The sequence below is a fragment of the Polaromonas sp. P1_F1 genome (assembly GCF_056405795.1).
The window spans coordinates 239,984-262,160 of sequence record NZ_JBFUBJ010000001.1 but is presented as its reverse complement, the minus strand read 5'-3'; the positions used below and the strand labels follow the sequence as shown (position 1 = coordinate 262,160).

Sequence of the window (22,177 nt, the reverse complement as noted above, 5' to 3'; positions counted from 1 at the left end):
ACAATCACCCGGATGTTAGTCGAGAAAAACGTTCCACTCCAGCATTCCAACACCTTTGGTATCGTCGCCAAGGCACTCAGCCTGGTGCGGGTGACAAAGGAGGCCGATATTGCCGCGTCTTTGCAGGACCCGGCCCTGAAGGCCTCCCCCAAGTTTGTGCTGGGCGGCGGAAGCAATATCGTGCTGACCGGAGACGTCAAGCCGCTGGTGCTCAAGGTCGAAATCATGGGTAAACGGTTGCTCAGGGAAGACGCGAAGGCCTGGATCATCGAGGCCGGCGCCGGTGAAAACTGGCACGACCTTGTCACCTGGACGCTGCAAAACGGCTACCCGGGCCTGGAAAACCTGGCATTAATTCCCGGAACGGTCGGTGCATCACCAGTACAGAACATCGGCGCCTATGGCGTGGAGCTGCAAGACCGCTTTGAGTCGCTCGACGCCATCGACTTGACGACAGGCCAGCCATTTACCCTGAATGCCGCGCAATGCGCGTTTGGCTACCGTGATTCGGTGTTCAAGCACAGCAGTTCGGCACCGGAGTCGGCCGCCCATGGTTTTGGGCTGGAAGGCAAGGCGTTCATCACGCGGGTGCGCTTTTCCCTTCCCAAGGCGTGGAAACCGGTGCTGGGCTATGCCGACATCGATAAAAAAATGGCGCAGTCCGGCATCCAGGCGCCCGACGCACAGCAAATTTACGACTGGATCTGCGAGATTCGCAAAGCCAAGCTGCCTGATCCGCAGGTCATTGGCAACGCCGGCAGCTTTTTCAAGAACCCGACCGTTTCGCCCGAGCAGTGCGCCGACATCATCCAGCGGGAGCCCAAAATCGTTCACTACCACCTCGCCGATGGCACGGTCAAACTGGCCGCCGGATGGCTCATTGACGCCTGCGGCTGGAAGGGCAAGACCATCGGCAATGCCGGTGTCTATGAAAAACAGGCACTCGTGCTGGTCAACCGCGGCGGCACAGCCGACCCGGTCACGGGCGGCGAGGTCATGACGCTGGCCAAGGCCATCCAGACCAGTGTGTACGAACGCTTTGGCATCCTGCTGGAGCCTGAACCGGTGGTGGTCTGATGGYGACCGCCGCAAAGGTCTACACCGGGCCCGATATCGCGCTTTGGCGCCGCTTGGTGCTGCGCCATGCGCGGCAGCTTGCGATCGTGCTGACCGTCCTCTGGGTGGTGCTGATGATGGTCGGCGAGGCCGGATGGCGCAAACCGACGGGGCTGGCAACCGGAATATTCGGGCTGGTCGCGGCCATGGTGGTGCTGGCCGTGTGGGCAGGCCGCGAACGCGAGCGCCTGGTGCGCGAGGCGCCGCTGCCGCAGTTCCTCAAGCGCAAGCTGCGTGACACCTATCCGCACCTGAGCGCCAAAGACACCGAGCTGGTCGAGCGCGGGCTTCGACAGTTTTTTCTGGCCTGCGTGCGCAGCAAGGGCAAGTTTGTGGCCATGCCCTCACGCGTGGTCGACAGCATGTGGCACGAATTCATCCTGCACACGCGCGCCTACCGCGAGTGGTGCGACCTCGTGCTGGGCCGTTTCATGGACCATGTACCGGCTGAAGTGCTGGGCCGCCGCGCTTCCAGCAACGACGGCCTGCGGCGCGCCTGGTACTGGGCCTGTCGTGACGAGGCCATCAAGCCGCGCTCCCCCAGCCGCCTGCCGCTGCTCTTTGCCCTGGATGCAAAGCTGGCGATCCCCAACGGCTTTCATTACCTGCCCGACTGCAGCCAGCCTCAGCGTGACGACGGAACAGGCGGCTCAGCAGGCGCTTATTGCGGCGAAAGCTTTTCCGACGGTAGCTACAGCGGCGATGCGGATGGGTTTGGTGGCTCCGACAACAGTAGCAGTAACTCCAGTGACGCAGGCAGTGATGGTGGTAGCGACGGTGGTGGATGCGGCGGAGGTTGCGGCGGGGGTGGCGACTAGTGCGTGCCGAGGGACGAAAAGCCAACGAAAAAGCCGCCCGAAGGYGGCTTTTTGATGTTTGCTATGTTTTTAATAGCTGCTCGCGCCTGTTAGACGGGGGCTTCGAGCACTTTTGATACAGAAAATGAGGGTTTTGGAGCCTTCAGCGCAGCTTTTTAGGCTTATGAGCGCCCTTCGTGTTGAATTCCGTCGAAATCTGATCCACTTATCGCAGTAATTTCCATCCAAAACTGACCCACGTAGGCACTACCCTGCTTGTTTTAAAAGCAGGGGGAATTTAGGAGTGATAGACGTGGCGACATTGAATGTCATCAGACGTTGGGCATTGCGGGATCAGATGTCCATCCGCGAGATCTCAAGGCGTACAGGCCTGGCTCGCAACACAATTAAAAAGCACCTGCGATCGGAAGAGAGCGAGCCCAAGTACCCAAGGCGGGTCAGCTCAAGTAAGCTCGATCCCTACGCCGAGAAGCTGGCCACCTGGCTGGTAATCGAGGCAACAAAATCGCGGAAACAGCGGCGCACTTTGAGGCAGATCCACACACAAAAAGGAGAAAACCAAGAACTTATCCACATCGTGAGCACCTTCTGCTCACAAAGAGTGTGGGTCAAAATTCGATGGAAAACTCGGGTCAGACTTCAGCGGAATTCAACAACTATCGCGCTTGATCTCATCAGGCGACTCGAACAGATTGCCCCGTAGCATTTCCAGCGCAATCGATCTGCATCGGCCATCAATAATTGAGCAGTCTTACAAGAATGTGATTTAGCTGGTTCAAACAACAAAGCCGCCAAGTTTCCATTTGGCGGCTCGTTCTTTGGGGTATCAAGCGAGGCTTACCTGCCCAACTTCAAAAAGTCATCCCCCTTACCCAACTCCAACATCCCGGCATTGGAGTAAATCCCCAGCTTGGCCCGCGTATCCGTGATGTCCAGATTCCGCATCGTCAGTTGCCCAATCCGGTCCAGCGGCGAGAACGGCGCGTCTTCGACCTTCTCCATGCTCAAACGCTCAGGCGCGTAGGTCAGGTTGGGTGATTCGGTGTTGAGCAGCGAATAGTCGTTGCCGCGGCGCAGTTCCAGCGTGACGGTGCCGGTGATGGCGCTGGCGATCCAGCGTTGGGCGGTTTCGCGCAGCATGATGGCCTGGCTGTCGAACCAGCGGCCCTGGTACAGCAGGCGGCCGAGCTTGCGGCCGTTGTCGCGGTATTGCTCGATGGTGTCTTCGTTGTGGATGCCGGTGACCAGGCGCTCGTAGGCGATGAACAGCAGCGCCAGGCCGGGGGCTTCGTAGATGCCGCGGCTCTTGGCTTCGATGATGCGGTTCTCGATCTGGTCGCTCATGCCCAGGCCGTGGCGGCCGCCGATTTCGTTGGCTTTGAGGATCAGGCTCACCAGGTCGGGGTATGCGACGCCGTTGAGTGCTACGGGGCGGCCTTCTTCAAAGGTCACGCTCACTTCTTCGGCCTTGACGACGCAGTCGTCTTTCCAGAACGGCACGCCCATGATGGGGTTGACGATTTTGATGCCGCTGTTGAGGTTTTCCAGGTCTTTGGCTTCGTGCGTGGCGCCCAGCATGTTGCTGTCGGTGCTGTAGGCCTTCTCGGCGCTCATCTTGTAGCCAAAGCCGTTGGCCGTCATGAACGCGCTCATTTCAGAGCGGCCGCCCAGTTCGTCGATGAACTGCTGGTCCAGCCAGGGTTTGTAGATCTTCAGCGCGGGGTTGGTCAACAGGCCGTAGCGGTAAAAGCGCTCGATGTCGTTGCCCTTGAACGTGGAGCCATCGCCCCAGATGTTCACGTCGTCCTGCTTCATCGCCGATACCAGCATGGTGCCGGTCACAGCACGGCCCAGCGGCGTGGTGTTGAAGTAGGTGACGCCGGCGGTGGTGATGTGGAAGGCGCCACTTTGCAGTGCGGCAATGCCTTCAGCGGCGAGCTGTGGGCGGCAGTCGACCAGGCGGGCCTTGATGGCGCCGTATTCCATGGCCTTGCGCGGAATCTCGTCGTAGTCGGCTTCGTCGGGCTGGCCCAGGTTGGCGGTATAGGCGTAGGGCAGGGCGCCCTTCTGTTTCATCCACAACAGCGCGGCGCTGGTGTCCAGGCCGCCAGAGAACGCGATGCCGACCTTTTGGTTGGCGGGGATGTTTTGCAGAATGGTGTTGGACATGTTTTAGGCCTGAATATCGCTGTAAGCCGCGCAGAACGGGCGCGAGCAGCTATGAAAAAAGGAGCGAAGGATCGGTTGAGGGTGGACTTAGACGCTTTTTAGCCGAAATGGCAGATGTAGTGATAAGCCGCTTCGCCCGCTGCAACGCGAATCTCGAATTTGGCGTTGCCGGGCACGCTGAACTTTTCGCCTGCCGAAGACTTGACCCAGCTGTCGCTGCCGGCCAGCTTGTATTCGCACGCGCCGGCCACGCATTCCATGATTTCGGGTGCGCCGGTATTGAAGGTCAGGGTGGCCGGCAGGATCACGCCGACCGATTTTTTGGTGCCGTCGGCCAGCGTGATGCCGTGGCTCACGCATTTGCCGTCAAAGTAGACATTGGCCTTGGTGGTCACGCTGATGTTGTCGATTTTTTCGGTAGGCATGGGAATGTGCTGAAAAGAGACTGAAAGGGGCGGGAGGAGACGAAAGGGGCGAAAGGGGCCGTTTCGGGCTGCGGGAAAGCACCGCGTGGCGCCCAAACCGTTGATTTTAGGTCACCCGGAGCCCTTCGCCGGGCCCGCGGTGAATCCGGTTGGCCCTTTGTGGCGTATCCCCCCGTACCAGCCGCCTGCCGGTGTTTCCCGATAGCCACCAATACCTGACAATGTTCTTCATGAAGCCAGAAAGCCCGGACAGACAATTGATCGCACTGATTGACCGCGTGGCCCAGGCCGATGAGTCGGCCCTGCGGGAGCTGTATGAGCTGACTTCGTCCAAGCTCTACGGTGTCGCGATTCGTGTGGTGACCAACCGTGAATGGGCTGAGGACGTGCTGCAGGAGGCCTTCTTCAACATCTGGCGCATCGCCGGCGACTACAAGGCGACCCTGTCACCGCCCATGGCCTGGATGGCGCTGGTGGTGCGCAGCCGCGGCCTGGATTTTTTGCGGCGCCGGGCTTCGGACCGGGCCGACCTGATGCAGGAACTCGACGACGTGATTTCCGACACCGTGGCCGGCGACTCGCCCAACCCGATGGACACGACACAGGCCAGCGAACAGGCCTGGGCCCTGCATCAGTGCCTCGGTCAGCTGGAACACAAACAGCGTGAAGTGGTGAGCCTGGCGTACCTGCGGGATTTGAGCCATGGCGAGCTGGCCGAGCAGCTGAAGCTGCCCTTGGGTACCGTTAAAACCTGGATCCGGCGCGGACTTGAACAGCTTCGCGGCTGCATGGCGAGGTTCGCGTAATGAATATCCAGAACAACCCCGCCCTGATGGACCAACTGGCGGCCAGCTACGCGCTGGGCACCTTGCGCGGCGGTGCGCGTCGCCGGTTTGAGACGCTGGCACGTGACAACGCGACCTTGCGTGCTGCGGCGCTGGTCTGGCAAAGCCGGCTGTCTTCGGTGGCTGAGCTGCAGCCGCAGGCGGCGCCCAGCCCCGCCGTGTGGAAACGCATTGAAAACCTGGTCAGGGCCGACAAGGAGGCGCGTGCCATGCAGGCGGCGCGGGTCGCTCCGAGTGCCATGGTTTGGTGGTCCAGCCTGAGCCTGTGGCGCGGCGGGGCTGTGGCGGGCGCACTCGCGACTGCGGCGGCGGTTGTCGTGGGGCTGAACGTGAACGGCCGGCTGAGCGGGCAGGTGAGCGAGCTGACCGCCAAACTGACAGCCACCCCCGAGATCGAATACGTGGCCGTGCTGACCGATGACAAGGCTGCGGCGTCGCTGCTGGTGACGTTTGACCCGAAGAACAAAACGCTGGTGCTCAAGCGTGTAGGTGGTTTCAGGGAGCAGCCCGACAAGTCCCTGGAACTCTGGGCTTTGCCGCCCGGCGCGGCGCCCAAATCGTTGGGTGTGATGAGTGCGGACCCCGTGGTTCGCCTGACGGCCGCGGGTACCTACATGCGCCAGGTGCCGACGCTGGCGATCACGCTGGAGCCCAAGGGTGGCGTGCCGCCGGGCAGCGGGCCGACCGGGCCGGTGCTGTTCAAGGGTGCCCTGATTGAAACGCCCAAATAGCAACAGTCGAATATTCGCGGACAGCAAAAAGGGGCGTTGACAACGCCCCTTTTTTGTTCAGCCCGCCAGTTGGTCTTAGCGCCAGTGGTGGTGGCCATAGCCCCGGCTGTAACCGAAGTTCAGCGAAAGGCCGATGGGCGCGTAGTAGGGCTGGTAATAGGGACGGGGGTAGTAAGCCGGGTAAACCACCGGCTGCTCCACATAAGTCACAGCAGGCTGGACGTACACCGGTTGGGGTGCCGGCTGCACATAGGTCTGGGGCTGCTGGGGCGCAGACTGGAAGGTCTGCGGCGCCGGTGCCATGGCGCCGACCGGTGTGACCTGCAGGCGCACATACTGGCCAGGGTCGGTGGCCATCTGCGTGCTGTACTGCGTGCCCTGGTATTCGTACACCACGTTGTAGTGGCTGGGGCGGTTTTCGTAATAGGTTTGTGTCGTGCACTGCTGCACGTTTTGAACCTGGTTGTTTGAGCCTTCGATGCGGTCGCCAACGATGGCGCCGCCTACCAGCCCGATCATGGTGGCAACCGCACGGCCGCCGCCATTGCCGATGGCGTTACCGGCTGCACCGCCCGCAAGGGCGCCCATCAGCGCACCTGCGCCCGAATTCGGTTGCTGGACAACGACGGGTTGGTTGCTGCAGACCTGGCGCGGTACGGCCACTTGCTGCACCACCGGCGTGCTTGAAATCACCCGGGCCAGGATGTCCATGGCGGAGGCGGGTACAGCAGCCAACCCGGAGGCGGCAGCAAGAGCGGAGAGAACAAGCGCTTTTTTCATGATTCAACCCTTTTCAGCACGTGGCTGAAGTTGCACCGCCAAAGGGCTCACCCTGGTCGGGTGATGGCTCGGGTGGCAAACGTAATTTTAGTAAGTCAGAGTCATTTTGGGGCGCGGAGTTCGGTAAATCGACGGTAAAGCTGCCCTTTTAATCCCGTTGGAGGCAAAACAGGCTGCAAAACGTAACCGGTCGGCCTGCCGTGCGTTCAAACCCTCGCAGCCCAGCCTGGGGCGTCAAAACCGACGGTGATGTCCTTGCCCCAGTCCACCACGGGCCGCTTGATGACGCTGGGGTTGGCGAGCATCAGCGTTTGGGCGCTGGCGCTGTCATGCACGCCTGCCTGCAACGCCGGATCCAGCTTTCGCCAGGTGGTGCCCTGGCGGTTCAACAGCTTTTCCCATCCTGCCGCCTGGGCCCATCGCGCCAGCTGGTCGGGCGGCACGCCCTGCTTCTTGAAATCGTGAAACTGATAGTCGACACCTTTTCCGCCGAGCCATGCGCGGGCCTTTTTGACGGTGTCGCAATTGGGGATGCCGTAAAGAATGATCATGGCCTGATTTTCGCAGATTTAAGGTAAATAGGCCTTCCGGCCAAGCGGGACTTGCGCAAGCCGCTATCAAATTGGTAGCGTTTCTGCGAAGGCAGGCAAGGGCCTGGACGCGTAGGCGAGCCTTTTGGCAAGGCTGGAATAATGAAGAACGCCGACCGGCCCAATTTTTTTGTATGGATGCCTTGCCTCATGACCGCTGCTTCAGCCACGCGCACTGCCCCCGCCGTTCTTTACCCGCCTCTCGAACCTTTCCGCACGGGCATTCTTGAAACCGGTGACGGCCATTCGGTGTATTGGGAGCTATGCGGCAACCCCCAAGGAAAGCCGGCGGTGTTTTTGCATGGTGGTCCGGGCGCGGGCTGCTCGCCCGAGCATCGCCGCCTGTTTGATCCCGAACGCTATTGCATGCTGCTGTTCGACCAACGCGGCTGCGGCCGCTCCCGACCCAGTGCCTCACTGGAAAACAACACGACCTGGCACCTGGTGGCCGACATCGAGCGCTTGCGCACCCTGCTGGGTGTGGAGCGCTGGCTGGTGTTCGGCGGCTCCTGGGGCAGCGCGCTGGCACTGGCTTACGCCCAAGCCCATCCGGCCCGAGTGTCGGCGCTCATCGTGCGGGGCATTTTTGCGCTGCGCCGCGCCGAGCTGCTCTGGTACTACCAGGAGGGGGCGTCCTGGTTGTTCCCTGATTTGTGGGAAGAATTCGTCAAACCCATTCCCCCGGCAGAGCGCGGCGACCTGATTGCCGCCTACCGCAAACGCCTGGTGGGCGCTGACCGCGCCGCGCAACTGGCGGCTGCCCGCGCCTGGAGCCTGTGGGAAGGCCAGACGATTACCTTGTTGCCCGACCCGTCCTTTACCGCGCAGCACGGGGACGACGCCTTTGCGCTGGCGTTCGCCCGCATCGAAAACCATTATTTTGTGCACGCCGGATGGCTCGAAGAGGGCCAGTTGATCCGCGACGCGCACAAGCTGGCCGGGATTCCCGGCGTGATCGTGCAGGGCCGCTACGACGTGGCCACGCCGGCCAAAACCGCGTGGGACCTGCACCGCGCCTGGCCGGAGGCTGAATTCCACATGGTCGACAACGCCGGCCACGCCTTCAACGAACCCGGCATCCTGCGCCAGCTTATAGCCGCCACCGATCGCTTCGCCGCTTGACCCCCGCTTTTTTTCAGCAGGGGCCGCGGTCCGGCTTTGCCGGCCGCAGGCGTCGCCCCTGCAAGGGGGAAGACGCTACACGCAAGTGAGCGTCGACGGGGTGTGCAACCCCCTGCGACAATGGTGGGCTGTATGGAACAACCGCAACTCAACACTCTCGATGATTGGCTCGCTTACTGCGAGCATCTGCACCCCGTCGGCATCGACATGGGCCTGACGCGCATCAGCGCTGTGGCCAGGCGCATGGGCCTGGCCTTTGGCTGCCCCGTCATCACGGTGGCCGGCACCAACGGCAAAGGCTCGACCTGCGCGATGCTTGAAGCCATCTTGCTGCAGGCCGGCTACCGCACCGGCGTCTTCACTTCGCCGCACCTGGTGCATTTTGAAGAGCGCTGCCGGGTGCGCGGCGACATCGTCAGTGCGGCAGACCTGGTGACCCAGTTCGCGCGCGTCGAGGCGGCGCGCACGCAGGGCGGTGACGCGATTTCGCTCACTTACTTTGAATTCACCACACTGGCCATCCTGCAACTGCTGGCCGACGCCAAACTGGACGTGGTCATCCTTGAAGTCGGCCTGGGTGGCCGACTGGACGCAGTCAACATGCTGGACGCCGACTGCGCGGTGATCACCAGCATCGACCTGGACCACATGGAATACCTGGGCTCCGACCGTGAAAGCATTGGCCGCGAAAAGGCCGGCATCATGCGCGCCGGGAAGCCGGTCATCGTGAGTGATCCGGTGCCGCCGCAAAGCATCATTGATTACGCCGCCGCAGTAGGTGCTGACTTGTGGCGCTTTGGTACGGACTTCAATTTCTCGGGCGACAAGCAGCAGTGGGGCTGGGCAGGGCGCGGGCGCAGGTATGCCGGGCTGGCGTATCCGGCGCTGCGCGGCGCCAACCAGCTTGTCAACGCTTCAGGCGTGCTGGCGGCGCTGACGGCCTTGCGTGAGCGCCTGCCGGTCACCGCCCAGGCGGTGCGCAACGGGCTTTCGATGGTCGAGTTGCCGGGGCGCTTCCAGATCGTGCCGGGCCAGCCCACGCTGGTGCTGGATGTGGCGCACAACCCCCATTCGGTGGCTGCGCTGGCCGAAAACCTCGATGCCATGGGCTTTTACCCCTGCACACACGCCGTGTTCGGTGCCATGGCCGACAAAGACCTGGCTCCCATGCTGGCGCGGGTGTCACCGCTCATCGATAAGTGGTATTTCACCGATTTGCCGACGCCGCGGGCCGCTTCTGCCGAGGATTTGCAGGTCAGGTGGACGGCGGCCAATACCCGGCCTGATGCAAGCGCCGGCACTTACAAATCCCCCGAAGCGGCGCTGCAGGCGGCGGTCAGGGCCGCAACCCCCGCTGATAGAATTGTCGTGTTCGGCTCCTTCTACACGGTGGGCGGCATTTTGAAGGACGGTGTGCCGCGTCTTTCGGCCCCGCACCTGGCCACCTGATGCAGGACAAACCGGCCCGTTGAAGTATTCAGAGGGGCCGTCAGCCTACGTTCACCGTTAACGTCACCCCTTATCGGATCCAAGCCACACCATGCCGTTTTTCAACTTCCGCCGGGGCGGCTCCAACGCTGCCTCCAATGCCGGGTCAGCCGCTCAAACGGAAAGCGTGGAAGTGATCCGCAAGCGTGCCAAACACCGGCTGATCGGTTCTGCCGTGCTGGTGCTGATCGGCGTGTTGGGTTTCCCGCTGTTGTTTGACACCCAGCCCAGGCCCATTCCGGTCGACATCCCGATTGAAATTCCCGGCAAGGGCACGGTCAAGCCCCTGGTGATTCCCGGGCCTGGTGCCCCTGCAGCCACTTCCGCATCTGCCCCCAAGGTGGCCGACAAGCCCGCCGAAAAAGTAACCGCTGACGCCAGTCTGGCGCCAAAGGAAGAAATTCTTTCATCAAAACCGGCTCCAGCCCTTGCTGCATCTGCGCCAGCAGCTATCAAAAATGAAGCAAAACCGGAAACCAAACCCGAGGTGAAGCCCCCGGTCAAACCGGAACCCAAGCCAGCCAAGCCCGCTGCGAACGATGACGCCACGCGCGCCGCCGCGCTGCTGAACGGCACCGCTGTGCCGGCCGCCAAACCGTCTGCCAGCGAGGCGGATGGCCGTTTTGTGGTTCAGGTCGGCGCGTTTGCCGATGTGGCCAAGGCCCGCGAAGCGCGCCTGAAGGTGGAAAAGGCAGGCCTCAAAACCTATACACAAGTGGCGGAAACCAAAGACGGCAAGCGCATCCGGGTCCGCGTGGGCCCGTTTGCCACCAAGGCCGAGGCCGACAAGGCGGCGACCAAGATCAAGGGCCTTGATTTACCCGCTGCCATCCTGACCTTGTAATTAGTAGTTTCGTGACGGCTGTTGACTGGATTTTGCTGGGGGTGCTGGGTTTTTCCATGCTGTTAGGCGCATGGCGCGGGCTGGTGTATGAGGTGTTGTCGGTGCTGGGCTGGGTGGTGTCGTTTTTTGTGGCGCAATGGTTTGCGCCCGACCTGGCCACCCGCTTGCCAGTGCAGTCTGCTTCTGACCCGGTGCGTTATGCGGCGGCGTTTGTGCTGATCTTTATCGCCGCCGTGTTCGCGGCAGGGCTGCTGGCCTTTGTGGTGAAGAAGCTGGTAGCTGCCGTCGGCCTGGCGCCTGTGGACAGAGTATTCGGAGCCGCTTTTGGTGTGTTGCGCGGAATTGTTTTGCTGCTGGCCGCGACCGTTGTGATCGACATGACGGCGCTGAAGTCCAGCAGTTGGTGGCGGGAATCAAAGGGCGCGCCGGTGTTGACGGCCACGCTCAAGGCCCTGAAGCCGGTATTGCCCGAACAGTTTGCCAAGTATTTAATTTAACTTTGAAGAGTCAACTCATCATGATCGGAACACCATGTGCGGGATAGTCGGCGTCGTCAGCAAAGCCCCGGTCAATCAACTGATTTATGACGGCCTGCTGCTGCTGCAGCATCGCGGCCAGGATGCTGCGGGCATCGTCACGCAGCAGGGGCGCAAGTTCTACATGCACAAGGCCAAGGGCATGGTGCGCGATGTGTTCCGCACCCGCAATATGCGCGCACTGCCGGGCACGGTGGGCCTGGGCCAGGTGCGCTACCCAACGGCAGGCAACGCCTACAGCGAAGACGAGGCCCAGCCGTTTTACGTCAACGCGCCGTTCGGCCTCGTGCTGTCGCACAACGGCAACCTGACCAACGCGGCCGAGCTGAAGGCCGAGCTTTTCAATACCGACCATCGCCACATCAACACCGACAGCGACTCTGAAGTGCTGCTCAACGTGCTGGCGCACGAACTCGAAAAAACCACACGCGGCCTGCCGCTCAAGCCGGTTGATGTGTTCGCCGCCGTGCGCGGTGTGCACAAGCGTGTGAAGGGCTCTTATGCCGTGGTGGCGCTGATCGCCGGCCACGGCCTGCTGGCGTTCCGTGACCCGTTCGGCATCCGCCCGCTGTGCATAGGGCACGGGCAGAACGAAGACGGCACGACCGTGATGGTGGCCAGCGAATCGGTGGCGCTGGAAGGCACTTCGCACCAGTTCGAGCGCGACATTGCGCCGGGTGAAGCCGTGTATGTGGACCTGGAGGGCAAGGTGCACGCCGAGCAGTGTGCACCCAACGCCAAGCTCAACCCCTGCATCTTCGAATTTGTGTACCTGGCGCGCCCCGACTCGGTGCTGGACGGCATCTCGGTCTATCAGGCCCGCCTGAACCTGGGCGAGACGCTGGCCAAACGCGTGGTCTCCACCGTGCCACCCAGCGAGATCGATGTGATCATCCCGATCCCCGAATCCAGCCGGCCGAGTGCCACACAGCTCGCACACTTGCTGGGCATTCCTTACCGCGAAGGTTTCGTCAAGAACCGTTACGTGGGCCGCACCTTCATCATGCCGGGGCAGGGCGTGCGAAAGAAGTCCGTGCGCCAGAAGCTCAACGTGATTGCCAGCGAATTCAAGGGCCGCAATGTGTTGCTGGTCGACGACTCCATCGTGCGCGGCACCACCAGCCGCGAGATCGTGCAGATGGCGCGTGACGCGGGCGCGCGCAAGGTTTACCTTGCCAGCGCTGCGCCGCCGGTGCGCTATCCGAACGTGTACGGCATCGACATGCCTACGCCTGATGAGCTGGTGGCCCATGGCCGCACGATTGAAGAAATCCGTGAAGTCATTGGCTGCGACGCGCTGATCTACCAGGACGTGGAAGGCATGAAGCGCGCCATAGGCTCGCTCAATGGCAAGCTCGACGGCTTTGACGCCTCCTGCTTTGACGGCGTTTACATCACGGGCGACGTGACTGCAGAGACCATCGCCGCGATGAATTCCCAGCGCGCCGATACCGCCGAGAAAATCGGTGAAGACGGTGACGTGGACGTGTCCCGCCTGGCGCTGCCCAATCCGCAAGAAGCCTGAGCATGACGAAAAGAAAACTGCCTGACAACCTGCACCGCGATACGCTGGCCGTGCGCGTGGCGCTGGAGCCCAGCCAGCACGGTGAAAACTCCGAAGCGCTGTACCTGACCAGCGGCTTTGTGCAGCCTGATGCCGAGACCTCGGCGCGGCGTTTTGCCGACCCGACAGAAGGCTACACCTACGGCCGCACGTCCAACCCGACGGTTACAAGCTTTGAACGTCGCCTGGCCGCGATGGAGGGCACCGAAGCCGCCATCGGCGCCTCGACCGGCATGGGCGCGATCCTGATGATGTGCATGGGGCTGTTGAAGTCCGGCGATCACGTCATTTGCTCGCGTTCGATGTTTGGCTCGACGATCGCCTTGATAGGCCGCGAGTTCGGGAAGTTCGGCGTTGAAACCACGTTTGTGTCACAGACCGACGTGAGCGAGTGGAAGGCTGCATTGCGACCCGGCACCAAGCTGCTGTTTGCTGAAACCCCGACCAATCCGCTGACCGAAGTCTGCGACATCCGGGCACTGGCTGATCTGGCGCACAGCGTGGGCGCCTTGCTTGCGGTGGACAACTGCTTTTGCTCACCGGCGCTGCAGCGTCCGGTGGAATTCGGCGCCGACCTCATCATGCATTCCGGCACCAAATACCTGGACGGCCAGGGCCGTGTGATGGCGGGTGCGCTCTGCGGCTCGTCCAAACTCATCGTTGATGTGTTCGGCCCGATCGTGCGCACCGCCGGCATGACGCTCGCGCCCTTCAACGCCTGGGTCGTGCTCAAGGGACTGGAGACATTGAACATCCGCATGCAGGCACAGAGCGCCAACGCCTTGGCCGTTGCCAGGTGGCTTGAAACGCAGCCTGCGGTTGCGCGCGTTTATTACCCCGGTCTTGAATCGCATCCCCAGCATGAGCTGGCCATGCGCCAGCAATCGGGACTGGGTGGCGCGGTGCTGTCGTTTGACGTGCGTGGAGACACACCGGAAGCGGCACGCGCCAATGCCTTCAAGGTGATCAACAGCACGCAGGTGCTCAGCATTGCGACCAACCTGGGTGACACCAAAACCATCATCAGCCATTCCGCCACCACGTCGCACGGGCGCCTCAGCGAAGAGCAGCGCCAGGCCGCCGGCATAGGCCAGGGCCTGGTTCGCGTGGCCGTCGGGCTGGACCACGTAGACGACATCAAGGCCGACCTCTCCCGCGGCCTGAGCCTTATCGTATGACTGCCTCAATGACCCAAAAAACAAGAACCCGTTTCGCTCCTTCCCCGACAGGATTCATCCACCTCGGGAATATCCGCTCAGCGCTGTACCCCTGGGCTTTTGCGCGCGCCACTGGCGGTGACTTCGTTCTTCGCATCGAAGACACCGATGTCGAGCGCTCCAGCCAGGAAGCCGTCGATGTGATCATCGAAGGCATGCGCTGGCTGGGCCTGAACCACGACGAGGGCCCGTTTTTCCAGATGCAGCGCATGGACCGCTACAAGGCCGTGCTTGCGCAGATGCAGGTTGATGGCCTGGTCTACCCCTGCTACATGAGCGTGGCCGAGCTCGACGCCCTGCGCGAAAAGCAGATGGCCGCCAAGGAGAAGCCGCGTTATGACGGCACCTGGCGCCCGGCGCCCGGCAAGACCTTGCCGCCCGTGCCCGAAGGCGTGCAGCCGGTGCTGCGCTTCAAGAACCCGCAGGGCGGCAGTGTGGTCTGGGACGACAAGGTCAAGGGCCGCATCGAGATCAGCAACGACGAACTCGACGACCTGGTGATCGCGCGGCCCGACGGTACGCCGACCTACAACTTTTGCGTGGTGGTCGACGACATCGACATGGCCATGACCCACGTGATCCGCGGCGACGACCACGTGAACAACACGCCGCGCCAGATCAACATCTTCAAGGCCCTGGGTAAAGAGCCTCCGGTGTACGCCCACCTGCCGACCGTGCTCAACGAGCAGGGCGAAAAACTCAGTAAGCGCAACGGCGCCAAGCCGGTGACGCAGTACGCCGCCGAAGGTTATTTGCCCGACGCCATGGTCAATTACCTGGCGCGCCTGGGCTGGAGCCACGGCGACGACGAAATCTTCAGCCGCGAGCAATTCATTGAATGGTTCAACCTTGATCACCTGGGCAAGAGCGCCGCGCAGTTCGACGAAGCCAAGCTGCGCTGGGTCAATGCCCAACACCTGAAGGCCACTCCTGATGACACACTGGCAACGCTGGTGCAGCCCTTCCTGGCTGCCCAAGGCATTACCGGCGTGGACCCGGTATGGGTGACGCGCGGTTGCGGGCTTTTTAAAGACCGCTGCAGCACACTCGTAGAGCTGGCCGGCTGGCTGCAACTGCTGGTGACCGGGGGCAAGCCCAGTGCTGAGGACATCAGCACGCACGTCACGGAGGCAGTGCGCCCGGCCATTGCAAAACTGAGCAGTTCCCTGGTGGCCTGCGAGTGGAGCAAGGCCGCGATCTCGGCCGCCATCAAACAGGTGCTGGCCGACACCGGCCTGAAGATGCCGCAGCTGGCAATGCCCGTACGCGTGCTGGTCATGGGCACGCCGCAAACCCCGTCCCTCGACGCGATTCTGGAGCTCATGAAGCGCGAAGATGTGGTCTCCCGGCTCAAGCTTGTTTGAGGATTTGAAATAGGCCAATTTTTCGGGCTATAATTCAAGGCTCGACAATTGCAGGGAAACCTCAATAACTTGACGGGGGTATAGCTCAGCTGGGAGAGCGCTTGCATGGCATGCAAGAGGTCAGCGGTTCGATCCCGCTTACCTCCACCAAAAGTTAAAAGTTAGTCGGGAAGAATTTGAAGTTTTGTGGGCCCATGTGAAAGCAGGGGCTCATCCGGAAGTTCCAAGGTTTTGACCCTATCGTCTAGAGGCCTAGGACACCACCCTTTCACGGTGGCTACAGGGGTTCGAATCCCCTTAGGGTCGCCAGCATTCATCGCACCTTGTGTGTGATGTCCAAGGCGCAAGTTGACAACCGCCGGCCCGCAAGGGCCAAGCGACTTGGCTCGAAAGAGCGAATGTTGTCACTACCAGGAGTGGTAGTTCAGTTGGTTAGAATACCGGCCTGTCACGCCGGGGGTCGCGGGTTCGAGTCCCGTCCACTCCGCCAGTTATGCTTGTAAGTTGTTGATTGGTAAAAGCTTTTTACTTTATCACTTCTCAACTAGCAAAGCAACTATCAAAAGCCGCTGCGATTTCGCAGCGGCTTTTTTATTGCCCATAATCATTCGCGGGGGAACTGCAATGAATGATGACAGCGAGACCGCCAAGACTGCAGCTAAAGATGCCGTCCAGCGAAAGATTGGTCGAAACCTACTTCTCTATCAGCAGATCGAGGGGCATCTGAAATTTGTACTGGCGAACGCGAGGGCTTCGGGCACCTTGAACGAGCTAGCGCAGTTTAGGGAGGATCGAAGTCGCAAGATCACAAAGCAAATGCTTGGGCTGCTGGTTGAACAGTTTCTAGATGACATTCTGTCGGACGAGGCCGAGAGCTCGGCGGAACCCACGCAACTGGACAAGCCTTGGGTGTCTTTTTCATTTCGGCTCCAGGTGGACCAAGAGGCCCGTGAGCTTCATCGAAAGAACTGGGAGCTGATGGTCGAGCAGCGCAACCATCTCGTCCATCATTTTCTTGATCGCATCGCGCCCAATACGCTCGAAGCTTTTCTCGAAGCGGACGCGTTTCTTGAGGAGCAATATCAGAAAGCGTTGCCCACTTTCCATGTGTTCTCGGGATTTTCGCGAGCTCTGCAAGAAACAATGCGCGATCTGTCCGCTTTCCTGAGTTCTGAGGAGGGAAAGGAGCAGTTTCGCTCCCTTCTAAGTGGCCAGCAGTGCAGCCAGGCGTGAACTGAGGCCCAGCCCTCAAATTCGCAGACCCGAACCAAATCAAGAAAATGACAATGAAGGAAAACAGAATGATCCCATCCAACACAGCTTTCGCCCGTGAGGTCGGCCGCATTCACCCCACGATAGTTGAGCATTTCGAGCCCAAAAAGATACTCGGAGCTCCCCGACCGGGAACCGCGAAAGAGTATGCCGCGCTCAATGACGACTCCTTCTATTCCGAGTACGCCTGGGAATTTCTCAGGCGAAATCGCTTTTACCAAGCAATGGTAGACGGCACCAACCCGTCATTCGATCTTGCCCAATGGGGATACCGACCGACGCCTGCGCACGAAGCAGGTTTTGGCTTGCAGCGTGTCAAGCACTACAGTGAAAGTCACAACGACTCACTTCCGCGCTGGACACCCATCGCGGCGATGGTGGACCGAATGCAGGACACCGTCGCCCATTTCAAACACCACCAGCCACGCATTGAATATCCCGGCGCGCAAGTCGCGGTCGTTTTCGATCTAGCACCTGTATTCGGCCCCGGAACCCTAGCCCTCCAAACGCAAGCAGATCTCGCCGTCAAGTACCTCGAACGCCTGCTGAGCACGAGCAATCTGTTGCAAACATCACGAACAACGGGCGGCGAAGCGGCCAGGGAATCCACCAACAAGCCGAATCGGCAACTGCTCCGCGGCTACCTCAGACTGGCCGATCTCCTGTCAAATCCCCAGACCCTCTTGTCAGAGGGCACCGAGCACCTGCCTATGGCGAAGCGGCGGGGCAAGCCGGGGATGATTACGATTGAGCAGGCCGCAACGCTGTTGCCCGACTATGACGTTGCCGACGATAAACGACAAACAATCACGGATGCCCAACGTTGTGACCGCGCCTACAGATATGCCGATAAAGCTTGGAAGATGATCTACGGCTGGGAATGCTTGGGGCTTCTCAAATTCGACGAGTGGGACCTGCCGCCCCCCAAGAACGCGGCACCGTTGTAGATCGGCAACGAGCCGCTTTTTGGCCTTAAAAATTCCAAGGTACAAACTCGGAAATTCAGCCTCCACCAAATTTCCAAGCAAACGTCTTGTCCTTGCGCTTTTCATACAAAACGTGTTGACTTGCGAACGCAAATGCGCTGCGCACGCTCTACCGCCTGAGCTATCACGTTCGGTCGGATATTTGCCGAAGAAGTAGCTAGCGCCCGGCCGGGCTCGTGCGTCTTCCGCAAGATCGTTCGCTCAAGAACAATCACATCAATGCCACTCGATGGCACATATTGATGGAGTTCTTGATGATCGATTCAGCACCGCGCCAGTTTCCACAGACCCGCACAAAAAAGCTCAAGATTGTCCGCGCACCGATCTCCGCTGCTGCTGCACGTGCATCAGAGTCGGAGCTGGACCAGGTAGCTCCCGCTTCGCACACAACGGTTGCAGGATATCCCTTATACGGTGTTCCAAAGCTTATCGTCATCGAGCGCGTCTGCGACATGCTCGGACTCAAACGGTCGGCGGTACATGCCAAGGTCGCGACGGGCGAACTGCCCGCACCGATCAAATTTGGCACCAGCCGCAGAGCCGCTGCAAGGTGGTTAGAGCACGAGATCGTGGCATTCGTTCTGAGCAAAGCAGCGGCTCGTACAGAGATTTCGCCGGTCGATTTCCCTAAAGGGGGCGGCCAATGATTTCCCCATCGAAGCCATCTGAGCGGGCCTTTCTCGGTCCGACCATCACAACACATTTGTGGCCCTCTGGGCGCGACCCGCCGCGAGAGCCCTAAGAGTTCTCTTCACCTTCCTGCTATTGAAAACCACCACAACGTTGGTGGGAGGGATAGCTCATTCATTTTTTGGAGTTTTCATGTTTAACGTTTCCCATCCTAAGGGCGGAAAAGCCGCCAAACCCGTCGTCACAGTCGAATACAGCGACTCCGGTCGCCAAATCACCGAACAGGCAGGAGCGCATCATGCAGCATAAGGTTGTTCTCAAGGTCTCACCGCCCAGCTCGTTCGCTCGCGCAGTCGCAGAACTCGATCATCAGGTTGAGGCACGGGAATCCGGTACCAAGATGCGCCGCACGACGCATGAATGGTTCGGCCCGGGTACCCACGCATCAATGGAGATTGTCGCCAACGAGCCCGGCGATAAATCCACTGTGACTGACGTCAGCTACATCTGCAACGCGGACCTTGCCGGCTTGCTTCTGTGTCGGCGCGCCTACACCGAGAACTACGCGGTCCCGCAAGCGTTGCCCATCGTGCTGAGCCTCTTCAAGGCCTGGGTAAGGAAGCAGTATCCGGATTTGCCCGACAACGAGTTGGCATCTATCACCGCTGACGATTGCACGCTGGACTCCATCACTGCGGTCTATTACTTCAAGTTCGACAGTGAAACCGAGGCGTTCCGGGCTTTTCAGAATCTTCTCAATCACGCGAAGGTGACGGACAGCAATGACAGCTATCCGCATCCCAAATCAACGACGAAGGGTCCGCGTGTACGCAGCGACGACGGAAGCCGGCACGCCTTCACCGTGGAACTGATTCACCTTCCTCACCTCAAGAGCTTCGGCCAAGCGCGGGTGCATCTGGCTCGCGACTATCAGGAGAGTCCTTACAGCTTCGGCAAAATCGCCCCACAGTTGCGAGAGCCCATGCGTGCAAGAGCGCGCTGCGTTCTCTGTGTTGAGGTCACAGTGGATGTGAGCAAGCAATTGCACTTCGGCGAGGAAGCTACGTACCAACTTCCAGCCAGGTACGACAAGTGGAACAAGGATGACTATCCGAATGACCCGTTTAGGATCATCTGGGAGGCAACGCGTTATGCCCTGTGGTTGAACCTGCCACTGGCTACCGATCAGAGTGATGTGGATCGTAGCCGCTTGACCGACGGCGCCAGCGCCGTACTGGACGCCTACTTCGCAGGCAAGAATTTGAAGCGGCTGGACTGGTTTGATGACGACGATGCCTTTCTGGACTACCGCAAAGAACTGCTCGACGAGGCCAACATCGACATTCTGATTCCTTGGGTTGTCGCTCAACTGAACCTCAGCGCGAGCCTAGGCCCCCGTCTCGCCTACGAGAGCCGTTTTTTGCCTGGCGATGACCCTGATTTCGCCGACCACACGCTTTCCAAGAAAAACGTGGCGGAGGCCATCGCGGCGCTGAGAGCAAAGCTGCCTTCGTCGATTAATGACGATGAGGTCTTGCCCGTGTCAGGGACTTCCCTGTAGATAGGGAAAACGGCGCCCGCCGACAGTGCCGCGCAGCACGCGGAAGTATTCGGCGGGCGTGCGTGTGCAGACGCCATGGTACTCGCGGTCGGTACAGCTTGTAAGCCGACCGGCGGCGGTCGTAATACCGTACAGCTTGTAAACAGTGCAGGCCGTACCAGTGCAGCCGATAAGCAGTAGCAAGCCTATACGGCATAGCTGCCACCAGCCGCAGGGCCGTAAACCGTATTAACAGCACCACCGATACATAGCTTTGCGGCGAGTAGCCCAGGGCGGCGCGGTGCATTTTCTAGATAGGAAATCGTATGAACTTTGAGGACATTGAGGCTTGCATGATGGTTGACACGCTCGGACTGTGTGTACACGATGCAGATCCCGCTCGACTGCGCGACAAGTTTATGAAGATCGACGGCGACGACGGTGCGCAATGGTCTAAGGGCTCGCTCGTGACAGCGGCCGGTAAGCAGGCCCTGAAAGTCAGGGCGGTGAAGTCCAAACGCGAATACCGGATGGAAACTAGCCCGGCATTCCTTCGCCAAGGCCACAACATCATTTCATCCGGCGATGTACCAATGCTGGCATTCGCCGCCATTCAGGAGGCCAACCGCGACTTGAAGTTCGGCTTCTCGTTGAAGCACGCAGCGGAGTTTGTCCGAGGACGGGGCATGGACGTGACCCGCGTGGACACACCGGTTCTGCTCGCGAAACCAGCCGGCCTGCAAACTAGCGCTGTAATCAACGGGCTGGCGCTGGCCGGTCTACTTGCTGGAAACAACACCAGCGTGTACGTCAACGAGTCTGTTTATTTCGATCAGCATTCCCAGTTGGCTGCGCTGAAGCTTTACGACAAGGCCGCCGAGGTGGCCAGCAGGACTCGCCTCAATATCCCGGTCACGCAGAACACCTCCCGCCTGATGCTGCTGGCACATGAAACCATCCGCCTCGAAGCGGTGTATCGCCAGAAGTGGTTGAAGCGTCGCTTTTCGGAGGGTGGTCCGCTGATCCCTGCGCGGTTAGCTATAGATGCAATGACGTCATCGCAACGCTCTTCCATTGAAATTCTTTTAAGCGGGGATTCAAAGCCTTCGGGAAAGGCGGTATTGACTGCTAGTTTTGATGCCATGGTTCTTGTTCCTGGTTGAGTTGATAAAACAAGCGTCCATGCGGCAGCTGCACCTGGATTGGCGGAATCCAAAAAAAGAACGGGAGGATTTCAGCGGTGGATTTGGCCAACAAGTGTTCAAGATGGCCTTTCCAGCGGGCAGGGTTGTCGCCGCTTCTCAGTTCATGCGCCGTTGCCCAATCAATTACTGCCTCGATGCGTCCCCGCACGCGCGTTGCGGTTTCGTGTTTGGTCTTCCAGATGCTATTCAGTATGCGTTTGAGATCTGCGGTGCTGATGCTGGAGATCGGTCGATTGCCGATGATCGGGGACGCATATGTGAGGAGGGTGTTTTCCCATTGTTGGATGTGCTTGGGGTTTTTCCACTCTTCACGGTGATCGGCGATGTATTCGGCCGCACATTCGTTAAATGTCTTGCCCTTCGACGTCGCCAGGCGGGTTGCTGTTTCGGCAGCGCGCTTAGCAGTGATTGGATCGTCGCCGGCTGCGATCTGCTGTCGGCACGCTTCGGCCTTGGTGCGTGCCACTTTGAGACTGACTGTGGGGTACGGGCCGAGTCCAACGGCCATAGGCTTGCCCAGTCGCATGTAGCGGTGTAACCACGAGGCGGTCCCGGTTTTGGTGATCTGCAGGGTCAGCCCCCCTCCGTCACCCAGCAGAATCGGCTTTCCAAGTCCCAACTTGATGGCCTTTTGCGCCTCTTTGAGTTTTGCCTCGATCTTTGTGTCGGTAAGTTTGTTGATTGGCCCGCGCACGACTGCTCCTAGAATGCACTTAGGAAGCATAACCGGTTCGACTATCGGACGTTTCGACTTAGCTATCAAATGAGCTATCAATCTAGCCGTTGATATGGGTGGAAGTTGCCGATCAAAGATGGACACCCGACAGTGCCGCAATCATTCAGGCGCTTGCGATTGCCGCGAATGATGGATATTGACGGCTATTTTTGTGAGCGACGTCCACTCCGCCAATATTGATAAGGGTTAGCAGGTAAGT

21 protein-coding genes, 3 tRNA genes and 1 pseudogene are annotated in these 22,177 nt (G+C 60.1%); 20 read left to right on the top strand and 5 right to left on the bottom strand.

What is annotated here, in order from left to right:
- The first annotated feature begins 12 nt into the window (after positions 1-12).
- The 3 genes and pseudogenes from murB to AC1DZE_RS01340 all read left to right on the top strand — a co-directional run.
- A complete protein-coding gene (murB, locus tag AC1DZE_RS01350; protein WP_477699702.1) occupies positions 13-1,077 on the top strand; it encodes a UDP-N-acetylmuramate dehydrogenase in 1,065 nt (354 codons plus the stop codon).
- On the top strand, positions 1,077-1,934 hold the full coding sequence (locus AC1DZE_RS01345) for a glycine-rich domain-containing protein (protein WP_477699701.1): 858 nt from the start codon (positions 1,077-1,079) through the stop codon (positions 1,932-1,934). The genes murB and AC1DZE_RS01345 overlap by 1 nt, the downstream gene beginning before the upstream one ends.
- A 283-nt stretch (positions 1,935-2,217) precedes the next feature.
- Positions 2,218-2,475 (top strand): annotated as a pseudogene (locus tag AC1DZE_RS01340) (IS21 family transposase); the annotation flags it as partial.
- A 296-nt stretch (positions 2,476-2,771) separates the two neighbouring features.
- Here AC1DZE_RS01340 and argG read toward each other — a convergent pair.
- Positions 2,772-4,103: an argininosuccinate synthase gene (argG, locus tag AC1DZE_RS01335; RefSeq protein WP_477699700.1), complete on the bottom strand. Its 1,332-nt coding sequence runs from the start codon at positions 4,101-4,103 to the stop codon at positions 2,772-2,774.
- Positions 4,104-4,201: 98 nt separating this feature from the next.
- Positions 4,202-4,528 (bottom strand): pyrimidine/purine nucleoside phosphorylase, encoded by a 327-nt coding sequence (ppnP, locus tag AC1DZE_RS01330; protein ID WP_477674520.1) that lies wholly within the window; start codon positions 4,526-4,528, stop codon positions 4,202-4,204.
- 230 nt (positions 4,529-4,758) lie between these two features.
- Between ppnP and AC1DZE_RS01325 the strand changes: the two genes are divergently transcribed.
- Both AC1DZE_RS01325 and AC1DZE_RS01320 read left to right on the top strand, forming a co-directional pair.
- Positions 4,759-5,334 carry an RNA polymerase sigma factor gene (locus AC1DZE_RS01325; protein ID WP_477650164.1) on the top strand — a complete coding sequence of 192 codons (576 nt, stop codon included), beginning with the start codon at positions 4,759-4,761 and terminating at the stop codon, positions 5,332-5,334.
- On the top strand, positions 5,334-6,104 hold the full coding sequence (locus AC1DZE_RS01320; RefSeq protein WP_477699699.1) for an anti-sigma factor: 771 nt from the start codon (positions 5,334-5,336) through the stop codon (positions 6,102-6,104). The genes AC1DZE_RS01325 and AC1DZE_RS01320 overlap by 1 nt, the downstream gene beginning before the upstream one ends.
- Positions 6,105-6,179: 75 nt before the next feature.
- On the opposite strand, the gene AC1DZE_RS01315 is transcribed toward AC1DZE_RS01320, so the two are convergent.
- Both AC1DZE_RS01315 and AC1DZE_RS01310 read right to left on the bottom strand, forming a co-directional pair.
- Positions 6,180-6,884, bottom strand: coding sequence for a glycine zipper 2TM domain-containing protein (locus AC1DZE_RS01315; RefSeq protein WP_477672321.1), 705 nt, complete (start codon positions 6,882-6,884; stop codon positions 6,180-6,182).
- Between the two features lie 206 nt (positions 6,885-7,090).
- A complete protein-coding gene (locus AC1DZE_RS01310) occupies positions 7,091-7,435 on the bottom strand; it encodes an ArsC family reductase (protein WP_477672320.1) in 345 nt (114 codons plus the stop codon).
- A gap of 189 nt (positions 7,436-7,624) precedes the next feature.
- Here AC1DZE_RS01310 and pip point away from each other — a divergent pair, with 189 nt between their 5' ends.
- The 15 genes from pip to AC1DZE_RS01235 all read left to right on the top strand — a co-directional run bounded on the left by pip (position 7,625) and on the right by AC1DZE_RS01235 (position 21,200).
- The gene (gene pip, locus AC1DZE_RS01305; RefSeq protein WP_477699698.1) at positions 7,625-8,596 is read left to right on the top strand and encodes a prolyl aminopeptidase; all 972 of its coding nucleotides are present in this window, start codon (positions 7,625-7,627) and stop codon (positions 8,594-8,596) included.
- A gap of 132 nt (positions 8,597-8,728) precedes the next feature.
- Positions 8,729-10,045: a bifunctional tetrahydrofolate synthase/dihydrofolate synthase gene (gene folC / locus AC1DZE_RS01300; protein WP_477672318.1), complete on the top strand. Its 1,317-nt coding sequence runs from the start codon at positions 8,729-8,731 to the stop codon at positions 10,043-10,045.
- A 91-nt stretch (positions 10,046-10,136) separates the two neighbouring features.
- Positions 10,137-10,928, top strand: a complete 792-nt coding sequence (locus AC1DZE_RS01295) for an SPOR domain-containing protein (RefSeq protein ID WP_477672317.1) — start codon at positions 10,137-10,139, stop codon at positions 10,926-10,928.
- Positions 10,929-10,939: 11 nt separating this feature from the next.
- A complete protein-coding gene (locus AC1DZE_RS01290; protein ID WP_457279912.1) occupies positions 10,940-11,425 on the top strand; it encodes a CvpA family protein in 486 nt (161 codons plus the stop codon).
- A gap of 34 nt (positions 11,426-11,459) precedes the next feature.
- The gene (gene purF, locus AC1DZE_RS01285) at positions 11,460-12,989 is read left to right on the top strand and encodes an amidophosphoribosyltransferase (RefSeq protein WP_477672315.1); all 1,530 of its coding nucleotides are present in this window, start codon (positions 11,460-11,462) and stop codon (positions 12,987-12,989) included.
- A 2-nt stretch (positions 12,990-12,991) separates the two neighbouring features.
- Positions 12,992-14,206, top strand: coding sequence for an O-succinylhomoserine sulfhydrylase (locus AC1DZE_RS01280; protein ID WP_477672314.1), 1,215 nt, complete (start codon positions 12,992-12,994; stop codon positions 14,204-14,206).
- 8 nt (positions 14,207-14,214) lie between these two features.
- Positions 14,215-15,609, top strand: a complete 1,395-nt coding sequence (gltX, locus tag AC1DZE_RS01275; RefSeq protein WP_477672313.1) for a glutamate--tRNA ligase — start codon at positions 14,215-14,217, stop codon at positions 15,607-15,609.
- 74 nt (positions 15,610-15,683) lie between these two features.
- Positions 15,684-15,759 (top strand) — tRNA-Ala (locus AC1DZE_RS01270).
- 83 nt (positions 15,760-15,842) lie between these two features.
- Positions 15,843-15,918 (top strand) — tRNA-Glu (locus AC1DZE_RS01265).
- 104 nt (positions 15,919-16,022) lie between these two features.
- Positions 16,023-16,099: transfer RNA gene (locus tag AC1DZE_RS01260), tRNA-Asp, on the top strand.
- A 134-nt stretch (positions 16,100-16,233) separates the two neighbouring features.
- Positions 16,234-16,842, top strand: coding sequence for a hypothetical protein (locus AC1DZE_RS01255; protein ID WP_477699697.1), 609 nt, complete (start codon positions 16,234-16,236; stop codon positions 16,840-16,842).
- 47 nt (positions 16,843-16,889) lie between these two features.
- Complete coding sequence (locus AC1DZE_RS01250) at positions 16,890-17,828, top strand: hypothetical protein (RefSeq protein ID WP_477699696.1); 939 nt, start codon at positions 16,890-16,892, stop codon at positions 17,826-17,828.
- Between the two features lie 293 nt (positions 17,829-18,121).
- Positions 18,122-18,514, top strand: coding sequence for a helix-turn-helix transcriptional regulator (locus AC1DZE_RS01245; RefSeq protein ID WP_477699695.1), 393 nt, complete (start codon positions 18,122-18,124; stop codon positions 18,512-18,514).
- Between the two features lie 281 nt (positions 18,515-18,795).
- Positions 18,796-20,058 carry a hypothetical protein gene (locus AC1DZE_RS01240; RefSeq protein ID WP_477699694.1) on the top strand — a complete coding sequence of 421 codons (1,263 nt, stop codon included), beginning with the start codon at positions 18,796-18,798 and terminating at the stop codon, positions 20,056-20,058.
- A 305-nt stretch (positions 20,059-20,363) separates the two neighbouring features.
- On the top strand, positions 20,364-21,200 hold the full coding sequence (locus AC1DZE_RS01235) for a phage/plasmid replication domain-containing protein (protein ID WP_477674272.1): 837 nt from the start codon (positions 20,364-20,366) through the stop codon (positions 21,198-21,200).
- On the opposite strand, the gene AC1DZE_RS01230 is transcribed toward AC1DZE_RS01235, so the two are convergent.
- Complete coding sequence (locus tag AC1DZE_RS01230; protein ID WP_477674271.1) at positions 21,166-21,936, bottom strand: tyrosine-type recombinase/integrase; 771 nt, start codon at positions 21,934-21,936, stop codon at positions 21,166-21,168. The genes AC1DZE_RS01235 and AC1DZE_RS01230 overlap by 35 nt on opposite strands.
- Positions 21,937-22,177 lie beyond the last annotated feature (241 nt).

What these genes read in the sequence shown, in the direction of transcription:
- ppnP (WP_477674520.1), bottom strand. Translation starts at nt 4,528, where the DNA reads ATGCCTACCGAAAAAATCGACAACATCAGCGTGACCACCAAGGCCAAT.
- argG (WP_477699700.1), bottom strand. Translation starts at nt 4,103, where the DNA reads ATGTCCAACACCATTCTGCAAAACATCCCCGCCAACCAAAAGGTCGGC.
- AC1DZE_RS01240 (WP_477699694.1), top strand. Translation starts at nt 18,796, where the DNA reads ATGCAGCATAAGGTTGTTCTCAAGGTCTCACCGCCCAGCTCGTTCGCT.
- AC1DZE_RS01295 (WP_477672317.1), top strand. Translation starts at nt 10,137, where the DNA reads ATGCCGTTTTTCAACTTCCGCCGGGGCGGCTCCAACGCTGCCTCCAAT.
- AC1DZE_RS01325 (WP_477650164.1), top strand. Translation starts at nt 4,759, where the DNA reads ATGAAGCCAGAAAGCCCGGACAGACAATTGATCGCACTGATTGACCGC.
- AC1DZE_RS01255 (WP_477699697.1), top strand. Translation starts at nt 16,234, where the DNA reads ATGAATGATGACAGCGAGACCGCCAAGACTGCAGCTAAAGATGCCGTC.
- murB (WP_477699702.1), top strand. Translation starts at nt 13, where the DNA reads ATGTTAGTCGAGAAAAACGTTCCACTCCAGCATTCCAACACCTTTGGT.
- AC1DZE_RS01320 (WP_477699699.1), top strand. Translation starts at nt 5,334, where the DNA reads ATGAATATCCAGAACAACCCCGCCCTGATGGACCAACTGGCGGCCAGC.
- AC1DZE_RS01245 (WP_477699695.1), top strand. Translation starts at nt 18,122, where the DNA reads ATGATCGATTCAGCACCGCGCCAGTTTCCACAGACCCGCACAAAAAAG.
- gltX (WP_477672313.1), top strand. Translation starts at nt 14,215, where the DNA reads ATGACCCAAAAAACAAGAACCCGTTTCGCTCCTTCCCCGACAGGATTC.
- AC1DZE_RS01280 (WP_477672314.1), top strand. Translation starts at nt 12,992, where the DNA reads ATGACGAAAAGAAAACTGCCTGACAACCTGCACCGCGATACGCTGGCC.
- AC1DZE_RS01235 (WP_477674272.1), top strand. Translation starts at nt 20,364, where the DNA reads ATGAACTTTGAGGACATTGAGGCTTGCATGATGGTTGACACGCTCGGA.
- folC (WP_477672318.1), top strand. Translation starts at nt 8,729, where the DNA reads ATGGAACAACCGCAACTCAACACTCTCGATGATTGGCTCGCTTACTGC.
- AC1DZE_RS01315 (WP_477672321.1), bottom strand. Translation starts at nt 6,884, where the DNA reads ATGAAAAAAGCGCTTGTTCTCTCCGCTCTTGCTGCCGCCTCCGGGTTG.
- purF (WP_477672315.1), top strand. Translation starts at nt 11,460, where the DNA reads ATGTGCGGGATAGTCGGCGTCGTCAGCAAAGCCCCGGTCAATCAACTG.
- AC1DZE_RS01310 (WP_477672320.1), bottom strand. Translation starts at nt 7,435, where the DNA reads ATGATCATTCTTTACGGCATCCCCAATTGCGACACCGTCAAAAAGGCC.
- AC1DZE_RS01250 (WP_477699696.1), top strand. Translation starts at nt 16,890, where the DNA reads ATGACAATGAAGGAAAACAGAATGATCCCATCCAACACAGCTTTCGCC.
- pip (WP_477699698.1), top strand. Translation starts at nt 7,625, where the DNA reads ATGACCGCTGCTTCAGCCACGCGCACTGCCCCCGCCGTTCTTTACCCG.